We start from the raw sequence: 13,072 nt of genomic DNA on the forward strand, positions 1-13,072 counted from the left end.
CATGGAATTCTTTGCAAAGACTCGTTTCCTTTCTACGGCTGGCCTTATCACTGCGTCTATTCTGGCCGCATCCTCCCTGGTTCAGCCACTGAGTAGTACTGCTCAGGAATTGCCAACGAGTCCCAATCAGGCAAAACCGATCGACCCGAGTAATCCAAACGTTCTGCGTCCCGTCGATCAAGAGAACAACCTTCTCAGTATGCCAGGTGGGCAGCGCTTGATGGAAGACGCTCAAAAAGCGGTATCTGCTCAGAACTATACGGTTGCCGTTAAAAAGTTGCAGGAAGCTCGCCAGGTGTTTAACCAGCTCTCCAATTTCCATCAAGATCTGGCAGGTAGTTTCTCCGGCATCGATAACCGGATTGCGGATAGCCAGCGGAAGAAAGCTCTGGAAGCAGCCCAATTACGGGACGAAGCAACCTACCGGCTGGCACTGGTACACCGGGCACAAAACCAGCCTGAACTGGCAGTTCCCCTGCTAGTACAAATTATCCGAAGCCAACAGCCTACCCGTGATTTGGGACAAAAGGCTTATCAACAGCTTTTTGAACTGGGGTTTGTGGATTCTCCCTATCCTCGCCCGCGAGCTGAACAGCCCAGCACTAAACAGTAGCTTGACAATCACCAGTCCCCAGTGGTTCTGGTATTGGGTAATGGTTAACGCAGGTCACTGGATAGAACGTTAGACTGAATGCTAGCAAATGATTCGTTAAGGAGGATGAATGGTTAGCCCGGAGCAGGTTGAGGCGATGATTAAAGCCAAAATCCCCGATGCCCAGGTTCAGGTACAAGACTTGACTGGCGGCGGAGACCATTATCAGGTAACGGTGATATCCTCAGAGTTTGAGGGAAAGGGGTTGGTTCAGCAGCACCAGATGGTTTATGGGGCTGTTCGACAGGCCATGTCTACTGAGGCAATCCATGCCTTAGCGCTTAAGACCTATACTCCACAGACATGGGCGGCAACGGGTCAGAGAGTTTAAAGTAGCCGCCTGCGATCGCCGCCGCCTCGACATTTTCCAGTTTGGTCCCGTTCTCTTTTCCCCCTATATAGCTTTAGAACTATGACTTCCGAAACTCAACAGCGCATTGACAATCTAGTCAAACAAAACAAAATTATCGTCTTTATGAAGGGCAACAAGTTGATGCCCCAGTGCGGTTTTTCTAATAATGTGGTGCAAATCCTGAATGCACTCGGTGTGCCATTTGAAACCGTGGATGTGCTGGAAGATTATGACATCCGTCAGGGAATTAAAGAGTACTCTAATTGGCCTACAATTCCCCAGGTTTACATCAACGGTCAGTTTATTGGTGGCTCAGACATTATGATTGAGCTTTACCAGAAAGGGGAGCTACAACAAATGGTTGAAGTGGCTCTGGCATCTTAGTGCAGGCTGACAGAAATAACTGCGCAGTTGCGATGTAGACGGGTAGATGGGTAGATGAATGGGTAGATGAGTAGATGGGTAAATGGGTGCTCATTCACTCATCTACTCATTTGCATAATTCAAGTCCCGGCTAACCAGTTTTTTAGCCAGTCAGGCAAGGTTTGGGCCAGTGTGTAGGTGAAATAAAAAAACAGGAGCCAGTTAATCAATTCATCTAAACCAAAAATTTCATAGGAATAGCGGCTCAACCAGACCGTTAGAACGATTCCTGATAGAGCCATAGTGGATATCGATTGAAGTGAACTGCGACTTTTGATCCAAACCAGGATTTGCGGGATAGTAAATATCAAAAAGATGAGACGATAATCCCAGTTGTTGCCGAGAATAAATGTGCCCAGATAGATGCAAGCACCAATCCTAAATTCATCAATATAAGGTGTTGCCAATTGCTCTTGCTCATTCTGATAGAAGCGATAGCGGCGTTTAACCAGAACCCAGGAAAGCACAAGAATGAAAAGGATGCTGGTATAAAAGAAAAGAAAGCCAATATTTCTTGGAAGATCAATTCCTATCCGATCAAAGTGTAGGGATATCAGATCGAAAAAAACCATGTTTCCGTAGGACATTAAGGCAGCTCTGGGCGTCACACTATTCACAAATTTTAAGTCGTCCAGCGTGAAGAATATGTAGGTGATAAATACGCCAAGGGTAAATGGAGCGATCGCCAAAACAACTCTTCGTCTTTCCTTCAGGAGGGCTGCGATCGCAAAGATTGGAAATAACTTTAAAGTCGCAGCAAACACAATCAAACTATATGAAAGTCCCCTACTGAGAATATTTTCATGGCTCAACAGTAGTAATGAAACTGCTAGAAGGCTGTAGATGATCAGATCATTATTACCTCGTTCCACAGCCAGCATAATAGAAGGAGAAAGTAGTATAAATGAGTAAATAATTGCCTCAAAATAGTTAATTTTTCTAATCAATAAAAAGGTGAAAGCAAAGAATAAAAAACCAATCGTAATCCCAAGAATAGCTGTATTACTTTGATCGATTCCTATCGCTGCTGGTGCATACCAAATAGGAGGGTAATTAATGGCACGCCCCCAGGGGTCGCAGGGATTCTCCTGAAAGATGTTGTATCCTTTCCGAATGCATTCATAGGCCGCAGTAATAACTCTCATATCCCCAAACAGGGGATACATTTTGTCAACTCCTGGATAGATCCACCATGCATTTATCCATTGTTCAGGAGAATGGATGAAAAAGCCAGAGATGATTACGGGGAGAAAATATAGATTCAGCAGAAAAAGTAGTAAAAAACGTCCATCAACTCTTGAATTATTCGATAATTCAAACACTAAAAAATTGTAAGTCCCTTCGATTCTTCTAAACATTTCGATTCTTCTATAGCAGTCCTAAATCAGTTGTGAGATCGAGAGGCTTTATGAGAAAGGATTCCTGCGGAATCCTTTCTCACAATCCAAATAGGATCGCTATATAACGATCCTTCTTGAGATTTGAACGGGGTGCAGGGGCGAAGCCCCCATCCCCCCTTATTCACAAACTATTTGTGAACGCTATAAACATATTTGAACACTGCTAAACCATTGCCTGTCGTCTTGAAATCGTTTAATCCATCTGCTTGGGCTATTTTCCACTTAGTCACTACTGCTTCCATAATTCCCACATGCTCCTATCCTCACAACGCGTCTCCGTACGAGTTCTCTTCTGGGGTTTGGATGGACAAAATAATTTACCCTAACTAGAAAATTTGACGATAAAATGAGCGTGGGCAACGGTACCATGCCCACCCACAGTGATTCATGAAGCAAATCTGGAAAGGCTTTCATGATTCTTGATACCGCTAGACAATTACCTTTGTCCTAAAAAAATCCTCTACCTGGATCAGGTAGAGGACTTATCAGATGAATGCACTAATTTTTGAGCAAAAATTTACTACAAAGGTTTAAGGTTAAGCCATCAGCAATTTCAGAATTTTCCAGGTGATTTGATGATTCTCATATCGCATCGTTTGAGACCTTCAAGCAGATTCCGTAATTGCTGATCGCTCTTTGCCAGCAAGGATGGTAAACAATTTTTCTTCCGCTGGCAGGCGTCACAAAGCATACCAGACACTCCTTCACTGCGAATTTGACAGTAGTTTCAGCATCCGTCAGATCGCCAAAAAAACAATCTGCTGGAAAGAGAAATTCGTCTTACAAACAAGCGATTTCCTTTCCCTATCTTTACCGACACAGCCATCTAATCAGGTTGCTATATCGTTAAGAGAAGCATAAGATTTCAAAGGTTGAATGGGCGGTAAGTAGCCAGGCGCAATTCAATTAAGGATAATTTGGGGGGGTGGAGGGGGTGAAACCCCCTGGCTTGGGGCGCAGCCCCCACTCCCTCCTTGACAATTAATTGTGGCTACTAATTATGGCTACCTAATTGTGGCTACCTACTTAGTCACTTGCAGGTTGGATAGGTTCTGCAGTGGGTTGCACTGGTAACGGCGAAGCGGGAGGGGGGGGGCTTCAGATTTAGAGCGGGTGTTTGAGAGGGTGGCAGAAACCAGAGCGAACCCCAGGTAGGCAGGCAAGATGAGCGCAATCAGAAAGGCGATCGCAGCCAAAACTTTCGTCCAATCTGATGCTGGACCGAAGTGGGTGCGATAGGGATCGTGGGGCAAAAACTCTGGTTTGATGATTTCACGCAGGGCGATGGGGCGCTTGAAGCGGACACGGCGATCGTCCAGTTTTTCTAACAAAATCCAGCCCGCATGAGCTTCTTCATCGCACAACTGCTTAAATACGGCTGGATCTCGAAACAAGTCCCGATTCGCCCGCACAATCTTAAACTCCCAGCCCGCCAAACGGGGATCTTTGGGCGGTGCCCCGTAACCATTGGGTTGGGTATCAGCCGAAGTATAAGTTTCTCTGGATTCGTAGGGGGTCAACGTTTCTTCCTCCGCCTCGTACTGCCGCTCACTCACCACCTGTTGCCATCGTAGCCAACTACTGGCAAACATTGTTTGTAAACCGAGACTGCCAACAAGTAAACTCAAAAGCTTGATTTCGAGCATGCATAGGAGGGGGGAGGAGAGAGGAAGGAAGAAGAAAGAAATTAAAGTTAGGGTCAGGGGTCAGGAACCAGGAGTCAGAGTTAAGGGTTGGGGGTTAGGGAAGTATTGGGAGCTACTTAGAACTGAAAATCTATCCACCCATCTTTCTCCTTACCTTCTTGCCTCTGACGTGTAGCCTCTCACATAACTAACCACTTCTAACTTCTGGCATAGCGCGAATATAGCAAGAAATTCGTAGGATGAGCGAATATTTTGAGGGTGGGAGGAATCTTCATTTGCTATCTTTAGGTTTCTTGCTGATATATCCCTCCACCAGCAAATCTGAACCTACTGGGTGCCATTTTACTCGCTCCAGAATTAAGGCATCGGTCATGGTGACCAGTCCCAAGTCGCCAATGGGGGTAGGGGCGGTGCTGCCACCAATGATTTTAGGGGCGATGAATGCAAGGACTTTTTGAATGGAGCCATCCGCGATCGCCTGTGCCGCCAGGGTTCCCCCACACTCCCACAACACGCTCATAAAGCCTCGTTCATAGAGATAGGTCATGAGTGCGTAGGGGGTCAGGGGAATGAGTTCAATCACTTCCACTCCCCTTTCTCTTAAAAGAATGCGAAGCTCTGGGTTAGAGCGGGGTTCAGTGACCACCAGGGTAGGGGCAAGGGTGGTGTCCCAAAGATGGGCGTTAGTAGGGAGGTTGAGCGATCGGCTCATGACCACCCGCAGCGGAGTATGCAATTCTTGGCGGCTAGTCAACAGAGGGTTGTCTTGCCGGACGGTATTGCCACCCACCACCACAGCATCACAGGCGACCCGTAGCTGGTGAACCACCGAACGTGCGGCGGGGCTGGTCACCCAGGCGCTATGCCCGGTGGTAGCTGCAATTTTGCCATCCAGGGTCATGGCGTATTTCAAAATTCCCAGCGGACGGCGATGGGTGACCCGGTAAATAAAGGCTTCATTTAGCTCCTCGCAGGCTGCCGCTTCTACCCCGACTACCACTTCGATGCCCGCCTGCTGTAACCGTACAATTCCACTGCCGGAAACCCTTGGATCGGGATCTACCATGCCTACGACTGCTTTTTTGATGCCTGCTTCAATCAACGCCTCTGAGCAGGGTGGGGTGCGTCCAAAGTGGTTGCAAGGCTCCAGGTTGATGTAAATGGTTGCCCCTCTAGCACGTTTTCCTGCCTGCCGGAGCGCAAAAACTTCGGCATGGGGTTGTCCAGCAGCGGGATGAAACCCCTCCCCAACGATCTCGCCATTCTTCACAATCACAGCACCCACAAGCGGGTTGGGAGCTGTCTTGCCTAAAGCACGCTGTGCCAACGCAATGCAGCGTCGCATTATTGCGTGATCTTGAGATTGCGGAGGGTCCAATTTTTCCACCGTATGATTGGATGAAGGGTTTTGGGAAGAATAATCCATAGTTCTGATTGAAGCACTGCTGATTCTTGAGGTGAGAAGAGTGCAGGATGCTGGAAACTTCCTTTCAAATCATCCTGCTTTTCAGCAATGCCCTGATTGAAAGCGTTGGCTTGACTCACCAAATTGGTTTCAGCGAATTGGTTTTCCCGTGAAAAGGTGAATTGTCAGTCGCCTCTTGGGAAAACAGGAGACTGCAAGCCCATGAGGCAGGATGAGTTTTAGATGGTGGGATTTGTGATGTTGAGTATTTTACAAAAACTAGGTTGTACTGCTGGAGTGACGATTTTTCTTTTAGGAGTGGTCGGCTTTGCTGAAGCCGCCCCCGATAAAAAAGGTTGGGTTGCTGTTTTCACCGATCGCAGCGACAAAACCTGGTACGTGGACAATGGCTCAATTCAGGGGCACGGGCGGTTTCGCTACTTCTGGTCTTATACCACCGGGGGCACGCCCTACCGTGAAAACGGAAAGTTAGCTTACAGCATGGCCTTTTATCTATCGGTTGATTGCCAGCAAAAGCGCTTTCGTCTCCGCTATGCCAAATCGCTGGACGAAAACTCTAACACGATCAAAGAGTACAATTTTGGCGACAGTCTACCGTTGGGTAGCCCTCGTTCCGATTCTGGTGAAGAGGCTTCGATGAATTATGTCTGTGCTTCACGGTAGAGCTTCTTAGGATACTGCGGTGCAGGTTTGGTAGCTAGTACCGCGCGGCGGAAATGGGCATATCCTGAAGGAGTCGGTGTTGGAGGATTGAGTCTGATGCCTGGTCCCGCCCTTCCCGCCCTGATTGTGAGTGAATCCGAGCGTCGTGAACTAGAGCAGTTGGTGAAGCGACCAAGTACGCCCCAACAACTGGCATTGCGAGCGCAGATCATTCTGCGTGCCAGCCAGGGAGACAGCCAAGGTCAGATTGCTCGAGAGCTCGGCTGAGTTGCCAGTGTCGGAGCGCTTAGCCGATGCCCCCCGTCCCGGTGCCCCCGCCACGTTTACCTTGGAGCAAATCACTCAACTCTATGCCCTCGCATGTGCTCCGCCCGAGCACTCTGGACGCCCCATCAGTCACTGGACCCCTCCAGAGTTAGCCGATGAACTGGTCAAACAAGCGCCTTGTGGCGCGGATCAGTGGTCGCCCTGTCGGGCGTTTGTTAGCCGAAGCCGAACTGAAACCGCACCAGAGTCCCTACTGGCTTCATCCCCCCCGACCCGGACTTTGCCACCAAAGTCCAAGACATCTGCCAGGTCTACGAACAAGCGGCTGCGCGGGCCGAACGTGGGGAGATGACCTACAGTCTTGATGAAATGACGGGCATCCAAGCCTTGGAGCGCGTGATGCCGGATATTGAGATGAAACCCGGACGCTGTGTGCGGGTGGAATTTGAGTACCAGCATCATGGCCCCAAAGCCTGATTGCCACCTTGAATGTCGCCACTGGACGCATTGACCAGGCGACTGTGGGCGACACCCGAACCGAGCAAGATTTAGCGGCTCATCTCGACACCCTACTCGCCCAAGTCACCGATGCCCCTAAAATTCATCTGGTCATGGACTGTCTCAACACCCACCAATCGGTAGCTCTGGTGCCACTGGCGGTCGCCCTGGAACCCGAACCACCGCCGTTAGGGTGCAAAGGCAAATCCGGCATCCTGAAATCGATGGCCACCCGGGCTGCTTTCTTGAGCAATCCACAGCACCGCCTGGTCATACATTTCACCCCAAAGCATTGCTCCTGGCTCAACCCAATCCAAATCTGGTTCTCCATTCTCAGGCGCAAGTGGCTGCGACGGGCCAGTTTCACTAGTCAAGCTCAGCTCAGCGCCAAGATTCTTGACTTCATCGACTACTTCAATCGCACCATGGCCAAACCTTTCAAGTGGAACTATACGGGCAAGCCTCTGACCTCATGACAGCTATGTGTTGTTATGCCGCTGGTTACTAGCTAGATTTGCGCTAGGGTCTATAGCGATCCTATAGCTGTCGCCAGGTTGCTCAGTGCATTTTCAGGAGACCTTTTTTGCTAGAGGTTCTAGCAAAAAAGGTCTCCTGAAAATGCACTAGTTACCAGAAACGGGATTCAGTAAGAGGGAAACTCAGTTCACAGCGTGTTCCTTTGGGAAATAGAGAGTCCCGCCTAAATTTGCCATTCAATGCAGATGCCAACTTACGCGCGTATTTGGTTCCTTCTCCCTCAATAGGGGATTGCACACCGATGCCATCATCGGTGACTTGTAATGTATACCCACCTTTTTGATGAATGCCTGTGATACTGAGATGAGTGGCTCCTTCGGCGTGCTTACCAACATTGCACAAAGCTTCTTCAAGAAATCGGCACAGATCTCGCTTTTGCTCAATGCTCAGGAGGGTCTGCTGAATTGGTTCAAATTGACAGGCGACCTTGAGAGCTTTGAACCTGGAGAATTCTGGTCGCTCTAAGGTGTGGCTGTAAACCTCATAGAACAGTTCATGAATGGGAAGTTTCAAATCAATGTTGGCTCCACTGCTTAGATAGAGGCTTTCTTCTTGGGTTAATATTTCTTGCTTCAAATGCTCGCTAATTCCCCGGATTTCAGTATTGAGCCGCTCCAGTGCTGAAAGTAATTGCTCCTGCGGTAGGGGGCTATCTTGTGTGCGTCTGAGGAGACTGGCTAAGGTTTGCAATGGACCGTTATGGATAACGTTGAAGGTTTGCTCAATGGTACGTTGGCGTTCCTCAACCATGAGTTGCTTATCTTGTAAGCGAGATCTCAAAACCCAGTCGTATTTGTAGAAGGCGGTGTATCCTATCCCATTTAAGAGCCAGACCAGTGCCACCGGAACAATTGGAATCCACCAGCCCCAAAGCAAGAGCAGGTAGCTGATTCCAATCAGAACCACCAGAACAATGCCAATGCTAATCAGCTTTGTTCTGGGGAGTAAATCGCTACGTCCCAGGAGGATGGCAAGAAAGCCCCAGATGAAAATCCATAGATATTCCCAGGAGTCAGTCCAGGTTTTGAGCAGTGGCCGTCCATCCAGTACAGCACTGATGATCTGGCTGGCAGTGTGGGCATGGAGGTGGAGCGAATGGATTTCGTCGTTGGCGGCTGTCGGGATGCTGGGTCGAATTTTGGGATCAGTAATACCCACAATGATGATGCGATCGCGTAACCACTCCGGTTGGAACTTTCCTGTTTTTATCTGATTCAGGGAAAGAAGACGAAAAGGATTGCGGCCACTTCGAAAGTTAATCAAAATTTCAACGTCTCCCACCTCTGCTCCTGCATATCCGCCTGAATTGGGCTCCAGGCGAGGAAGCTCTATCTTCCCAAATCGCATTGCGTTGGGGTCATGTATTCCGTTTTTAAGGATAAGAGAGCTGTCCTGAGACACCAGGTACCTTTCCACCAGACGAATGACCATCGAGAACTTGAAATTTTTAATATCAATGGGATCGAAGCTACCGAGAATCAGATGTCTCAAGTGGGTGTCTCCATCTGGAAGTACATCAACAAACCCAACCTGTCCAGCCGGGAACCCGGGAGGCGGCGGAATCTGGTCGGAGGCAGGGATGATTCTCTCTGCAACAATCAGATTTTGATGCTGTTGCAGAGAGCGGTGGAGTTCCGTTTTGTCTGCTTGGGCAATTTGAGTTTGAAAAATGTGTAGACCAATCACAGCCGGTCGATAGGTCTGCAAGGTGTTTAATAGATCGACGAGTTCTCGTTCTGGAATGGGATAGCCTGTTTTCTCCATATCGGCTTCGTCAATGCCGACCAGAACAATTCGATCATCTTCAGTTTCGGCAGGACGCAGGCGCAGAAAGGTATCGAGGGCGAGCAGTTCCAGTCCTTCGAGGGAACCCAGTAAACGAGCTGCCACCACCAACCCTATCACTATCGTTCCTGGGAGTACCCACACTCGCCAATTGGAAACGGCTTCTTTCAGGCTTCTCCAGATGTTTCGTTGCACCGTTGCCTACCCCAGGCTATGTCAGTCAATGAGACCTTCTTCCCTGGCACGAATTTCAGTTTGAATGCGGATGTTTTTCCCATCTTGCTTGTCTTCTTCTGGGTACACATCCAGAACGTCCTGAATTTTCGTCCAGTAATGGCGCACCGTTCTTTCGGAGACTCTCATTCGGTTGGCGATCGCCCGGTCCTGCAAGCCCTCGTGAAAGGCAAGCTTAAGTACAGTCAGCCAGTCAGGCTTAACTTCCAGAGTCCGCCCTGGGCGGATATCTTTGGTATGGGTGATGCCCTTCAATGCCCAATCCACACGGGTTAACATCTCTTTACTAGAAAGACTCTTATCAGCAACGGTAAAACCTCCATTATGCCGGTCAATTTCAGGTTTGATCCGTACCAGGGCTTTAACGTAAGTACTCTGAACCGTGACATTAAGTGTGGGGTAGTTCTGCATCAACGTCTTCAGCAGTTGAACTCCTGATTCCGGCTGGGCAGTTTCCCCCTGCTTTTCTGGTAGAGACAGATCGAGCACGACCAGATCGGGCGTATGTGTTTTTAACTGATTTAAAGCACTTTCAACGGTTTGAGCTGTCAAAATTTCTGCCTGGGGATATTGACGTTTTAACAGGTCGATGGTTCCACCTAAAACGACTTCGTGGTCATCAACCACTAAAATCTGGAGTTTTGCAGGTTCTGGTAAGGGTTGGCTTATTGCCAGGAGCATAAAGCAGACAGATTGATTGCGTAAACATACCTCCAACTTTGCAGAAAATGACCTTGAATATCAAGGGGAGGTACGAATCTGTAATGTTAATGGAACCAACATTGGTAAAGCGCATTGCACAAAACCGCAATCTTCCCTAGCCGTTGTCGGAAATTAATTTTGCAGAGAGGGATAGTGCAATGTTTGTTGCATTCTCATACTATCGAATCAATTCAACTCAGGTTGAATACATCCAGAAAGCACTTCAAATTGCTGCACTAACGAACTTGTGAGGTCTTTCTGGATGTACTTTCTCAAAGGCCTTCTACTGAAATTAACTTGGTGGCTGAGGCATCGGTAATCCGGCGATCAAGATTGAGCTTGTTTGTGTTTATTGTTTAGCCCCCAGAAATATGCTGACTCAACTCGAACAAAAGGAAACCACTGCTCAGGTAACCCCCTTGTTGCTCCAGGGGGTGCTGGAAGGGATTACAGATGGGATTCTGATTCTCTCTGAGCAAGGTGAAGTTCTTTATCACAACTACTATGCCCATTGCATTTGCCAACAACTCAGCCGGGGAGGATCGGTTGTTGATAATGTTCCTGAGGTCATTTGGCGCAGTTGTCAGGCATTAATTGAGAGCCGCAGTATGTATGTAGATCAGCCTGTAGTGATTGAGTCTGAAATTACCTTGAGCGAATCTAAGGTTTATCGACTCCGGGTACGGTGGCTCACGCTAGAAGATTCCAATCATCCATATCTGATAGTCCTGCTGGAAGATCGTTGTCAGTCAATACAGAATCGGGCATTTGCTGAGGTGCTTCTCTATAACCTGACTCCCAGGCAAGCAGAGGTTTGGTTGCTGCGGCGAGCTGGTTTCAGCTATCAACAGATCGCGACGGAGTTATACATTACAATTAACACCGTCAAGCGTCACCTGAAGGAAATCTATACCAAGCAGAAAATAGCGATCGAGCCAGAGTATCAAGTAGCTTATTAGAGATTGACCTAAAAGCCTGCTGCAGCAAATGTCTGGTATCAGGTAGCACAGGTGGCAGGAGTGAAAGATGCCATATATCTGGCGACATGGAGTCCCAGGCGATCGCTGTGGATGTACCAATTCTCACTGCGCAAAAACCAATCCCTTACCTGTCTTCTGATCATTTTGATCATTTGGGAATTGTTATTGCTCTACACAGGTGCGTTAGGACATTGGAATTAGAGAGGGAGTGGGGGCTGCCCCCCAGCCAGGGGTTCCACCCCTGCACCCCGTCCTAACCACAATGACTACCGCTATACCATTTTGGCTATCACGAAGAGCACCATAAATATCACTACATTCCCTGGTGGCAGCTTCCCAAAATCTACAGGCTTCGCGCCTCTTTAAATTATGAGATGGGTTCCGCTTAGCGAACTATCACAATTTTAGAACCTCCCAATGAGGGCAAACAGCTGTTGAAGTAATTGCAAAAGCCAGTCTCACCATTAATTACCCACAGCGGCCTTAATATGGTGATAGATTCCTGCGGTTACAGGATTTCCTTAGTTACGATTCCAATTTCGTTTGAGCAGCCAGGAAATGGGGCCCGTATCTGTTGGAGTGGGACAGGGGAGGTAATTCTTAGTTGTCGTCGCAGGAGTTCCACTTTAAGAGTAGAGCGATCGCATTCATTGAAGAAAGAAGCGATCTCTCCACTAAGCAGTTCTTTAGCCATCGGACTTTAGCCATCAGAATAGACAACCTCAAGTTCGGTTAACACTTCTTTTGATTAGATTGAGTTATGACCTGACTCAGTTGATTAGTTCTTCTAAATAGTCAGTAAATAGTCAGTAAATAGTCAGTAAATAGCCAGTGAACGATGGCATAAGTCCAGTAACCATTGGGTTGGGGAGTAGGGAGTAGAAGGGAGCCAAAATGGTATGCGTTCAAGTACCAGTTCCATCAATCCATTGTAGTTCCATCAATCCATTGTATATATTGCATATAAATATATAAGTAGGTAGTCATCATTAATAGGGGGAGTGGAGGCTCGCCCCCAGATAGGGGTGGAACCCCCTGTACTCCGTCCTAAACTTGGCGGCTATCGCTATATCTCTGTAGGGGACGAGGGTTCGTTCACCTGTGGGAAGCAGTGAAGGTATTCAGGAATAGGGGAAAGGGACGATCGCCAGTAGGCTAAGCCCGGCTAGGGCGATCGCAACGGAAACTGCCAGCAGTTTCAACCGATCCTGAAATGGCTGGGTCATTGTAGTTACTAGTGCCTTTTCGTTTGCTCTCCTTGTTGTTTTAGTCGGTTGGGTTGGTGCAACCCATAAAAGCAGGCTACCAAGCGTCATCAGGCTGCCTAAAATAGCTGCGCTACCGGCTACCCAGACGATCGCAATCCATAAAAGCTGCTGCATTGACTTTTTATTGAATCGACATACACCACTTTACGGGGTTGGGGGCAGGCAGAAGGGAGAAGCCAGAAACCAGGAGCCAGGAGTTGGAAGGGGAATGAGTAGATGAGTGGGAGTTTTGGCTGGCC

At 48.3% G+C, this 13,072-nt stretch carries 17 protein-coding genes; 9 read left to right on the forward strand and 8 right to left on the reverse strand.

Going from position 1 to position 13,072, the window contains the following annotated elements:
- Nucleotide 1: 1 nt before the first annotated feature.
- The 3 genes from P4D80_RS11390 to grxD all read left to right on the forward strand — a co-directional run bounded on the left by P4D80_RS11390 (nucleotide 2) and on the right by grxD (nucleotide 1,388).
- Nucleotides 2-613 carry a hypothetical protein gene (locus P4D80_RS11390; protein WP_421659261.1) on the forward strand — a complete coding sequence of 204 codons (612 nt, stop codon included), beginning with the start codon at nucleotides 2-4 and terminating at the stop codon, nucleotides 611-613.
- A gap of 109 nt (nucleotides 614-722) precedes the next feature.
- Nucleotides 723-983 carry a BolA family protein gene (locus P4D80_RS11395; protein WP_421659262.1) on the forward strand — a complete coding sequence of 87 codons (261 nt, stop codon included), beginning with the start codon at nucleotides 723-725 and terminating at the stop codon, nucleotides 981-983.
- An 81-nt stretch (nucleotides 984-1,064) separates the two neighbouring features.
- On the forward strand, nucleotides 1,065-1,388 hold the full coding sequence (grxD, locus tag P4D80_RS11400; RefSeq protein WP_421659263.1) for a Grx4 family monothiol glutaredoxin: 324 nt from the start codon (nucleotides 1,065-1,067) through the stop codon (nucleotides 1,386-1,388).
- A 119-nt stretch (nucleotides 1,389-1,507) separates the two neighbouring features.
- On the opposite strand, the gene P4D80_RS11405 is transcribed toward grxD, so the two are convergent.
- From P4D80_RS11405 to ribD, 3 genes are all read right to left on the reverse strand, one after another.
- A complete protein-coding gene (locus tag P4D80_RS11405) occupies nucleotides 1,508-2,749 on the reverse strand; it encodes a glycosyltransferase 87 family protein (RefSeq protein WP_421659264.1) in 1,242 nt (413 codons plus the stop codon).
- 1,100 nt (nucleotides 2,750-3,849) lie between these two features.
- The gene (locus P4D80_RS11410) at nucleotides 3,850-4,455 is read right to left on the reverse strand and encodes a hypothetical protein (protein WP_421659265.1); all 606 of its coding nucleotides are present in this window, start codon (nucleotides 4,453-4,455) and stop codon (nucleotides 3,850-3,852) included.
- Between the two features lie 289 nt (nucleotides 4,456-4,744).
- Nucleotides 4,745-5,899: a bifunctional diaminohydroxyphosphoribosylaminopyrimidine deaminase/5-amino-6-(5-phosphoribosylamino)uracil reductase RibD gene (ribD, locus tag P4D80_RS11415; protein WP_421659266.1), complete on the reverse strand. Its 1,155-nt coding sequence runs from the start codon at nucleotides 5,897-5,899 to the stop codon at nucleotides 4,745-4,747.
- A gap of 222 nt (nucleotides 5,900-6,121) precedes the next feature.
- On the opposite strand from ribD, the gene P4D80_RS11420 reads away from it, so the two are divergent.
- The 5 genes from P4D80_RS11420 to P4D80_RS11440 all read left to right on the forward strand — a co-directional run bounded on the left by P4D80_RS11420 (nucleotide 6,122) and on the right by P4D80_RS11440 (nucleotide 7,803).
- A complete protein-coding gene (locus tag P4D80_RS11420) occupies nucleotides 6,122-6,562 on the forward strand; it encodes a surface-adhesin E family protein (RefSeq protein WP_421659267.1) in 441 nt (146 codons plus the stop codon).
- 96 nt (nucleotides 6,563-6,658) lie between these two features.
- Nucleotides 6,659-6,829, forward strand: a complete 171-nt coding sequence (locus P4D80_RS11425; protein WP_421658391.1) for a hypothetical protein — start codon at nucleotides 6,659-6,661, stop codon at nucleotides 6,827-6,829.
- A gap of 7 nt (nucleotides 6,830-6,836) precedes the next feature.
- Nucleotides 6,837-7,181, forward strand: coding sequence for a helix-turn-helix domain-containing protein (locus tag P4D80_RS11430; protein ID WP_421659268.1), 345 nt, complete (start codon nucleotides 6,837-6,839; stop codon nucleotides 7,179-7,181).
- Nucleotides 7,178-7,306 (forward strand): hypothetical protein, encoded by a 129-nt coding sequence (locus P4D80_RS11435; RefSeq protein WP_421659269.1) that lies wholly within the window; start codon nucleotides 7,178-7,180, stop codon nucleotides 7,304-7,306. The genes P4D80_RS11430 and P4D80_RS11435 overlap by 4 nt, the downstream gene beginning before the upstream one ends.
- Before the next feature lie 8 nt (nucleotides 7,307-7,314).
- Complete coding sequence (locus P4D80_RS11440) at nucleotides 7,315-7,803, forward strand: transposase (protein WP_421659270.1); 489 nt, start codon at nucleotides 7,315-7,317, stop codon at nucleotides 7,801-7,803.
- Between the two features lie 151 nt (nucleotides 7,804-7,954).
- Here the strand turns inward: P4D80_RS11440 and P4D80_RS11445 are convergent, their stop codons facing one another.
- Together P4D80_RS11445 and P4D80_RS11450 are read right to left on the reverse strand one after the other, a co-directional pair.
- Nucleotides 7,955-9,844 (reverse strand): CHASE2 domain-containing protein, encoded by a 1,890-nt coding sequence (locus P4D80_RS11445; protein ID WP_421659271.1) that lies wholly within the window; start codon nucleotides 9,842-9,844, stop codon nucleotides 7,955-7,957.
- 21 nt (nucleotides 9,845-9,865) lie between these two features.
- On the reverse strand, nucleotides 9,866-10,564 hold the full coding sequence (locus P4D80_RS11450; protein WP_421659272.1) for a response regulator: 699 nt from the start codon (nucleotides 10,562-10,564) through the stop codon (nucleotides 9,866-9,868).
- Between the two features lie 392 nt (nucleotides 10,565-10,956).
- On the opposite strand from P4D80_RS11450, the gene P4D80_RS11455 reads away from it, so the two are divergent.
- A complete protein-coding gene (locus P4D80_RS11455) occupies nucleotides 10,957-11,544 on the forward strand; it encodes a LuxR C-terminal-related transcriptional regulator (RefSeq protein WP_421659273.1) in 588 nt (195 codons plus the stop codon).
- Between the two features lie 38 nt (nucleotides 11,545-11,582).
- On the opposite strand, the gene P4D80_RS11460 is transcribed toward P4D80_RS11455, so the two are convergent.
- The 3 genes from P4D80_RS11460 to P4D80_RS11470 form a co-directional block, all read right to left on the reverse strand.
- Nucleotides 11,583-11,717, reverse strand: coding sequence for a hypothetical protein (locus tag P4D80_RS11460; RefSeq protein WP_421659274.1), 135 nt, complete (start codon nucleotides 11,715-11,717; stop codon nucleotides 11,583-11,585).
- A 356-nt stretch (nucleotides 11,718-12,073) separates the two neighbouring features.
- The gene (locus P4D80_RS11465; protein WP_421659275.1) at nucleotides 12,074-12,259 is read right to left on the reverse strand and encodes a hypothetical protein; all 186 of its coding nucleotides are present in this window, start codon (nucleotides 12,257-12,259) and stop codon (nucleotides 12,074-12,076) included.
- Nucleotides 12,260-12,686: 427 nt separating this feature from the next.
- Nucleotides 12,687-12,947: a hypothetical protein gene (locus tag P4D80_RS11470; RefSeq protein ID WP_421659276.1), complete on the reverse strand. Its 261-nt coding sequence runs from the start codon at nucleotides 12,945-12,947 to the stop codon at nucleotides 12,687-12,689.
- Nucleotides 12,948-13,072 lie beyond the last annotated feature (125 nt).

Origin of the sequence: Leptothermofonsia sp. ETS-13 (assembly GCF_049200465.1) — a bacterium.
GTDB lineage: Bacteria > Cyanobacteriota > Cyanobacteriia > Leptolyngbyales > Leptolyngbyaceae > Leptothermofonsia.

Coding starts and splice junctions, on each gene's coding strand:
- P4D80_RS11460 (WP_421659274.1), bottom strand. CDS start 11,717: ATGATCAAAATGATCAGAAGACAGGTAAGGGATTGGTTTTTGCGCAGT.
- P4D80_RS11465 (WP_421659275.1), bottom strand. CDS start 12,259: ATGGCTAAAGAACTGCTTAGTGGAGAGATCGCTTCTTTCTTCAATGAA.
- P4D80_RS11420 (WP_421659267.1), top strand. CDS start 6,122: ATGGTGGGATTTGTGATGTTGAGTATTTTACAAAAACTAGGTTGTACT.
- ribD (WP_421659266.1), bottom strand. CDS start 5,899: ATGGATTATTCTTCCCAAAACCCTTCATCCAATCATACGGTGGAAAAA.
- P4D80_RS11450 (WP_421659272.1), bottom strand. CDS start 10,564: ATGCTCCTGGCAATAAGCCAACCCTTACCAGAACCTGCAAAACTCCAG.
- P4D80_RS11395 (WP_421659262.1), top strand. CDS start 723: ATGGTTAGCCCGGAGCAGGTTGAGGCGATGATTAAAGCCAAAATCCCC.
- P4D80_RS11390 (WP_421659261.1), top strand. CDS start 2: ATGGAATTCTTTGCAAAGACTCGTTTCCTTTCTACGGCTGGCCTTATC.
- grxD (WP_421659263.1), top strand. CDS start 1,065: ATGACTTCCGAAACTCAACAGCGCATTGACAATCTAGTCAAACAAAAC.
- P4D80_RS11435 (WP_421659269.1), top strand. CDS start 7,178: ATGACCTACAGTCTTGATGAAATGACGGGCATCCAAGCCTTGGAGCGC.
- P4D80_RS11455 (WP_421659273.1), top strand. CDS start 10,957: ATGCTGACTCAACTCGAACAAAAGGAAACCACTGCTCAGGTAACCCCC.
- P4D80_RS11470 (WP_421659276.1), bottom strand. CDS start 12,947: ATGCAGCAGCTTTTATGGATTGCGATCGTCTGGGTAGCCGGTAGCGCA.
- P4D80_RS11425 (WP_421658391.1), top strand. CDS start 6,659: ATGCCTGGTCCCGCCCTTCCCGCCCTGATTGTGAGTGAATCCGAGCGT.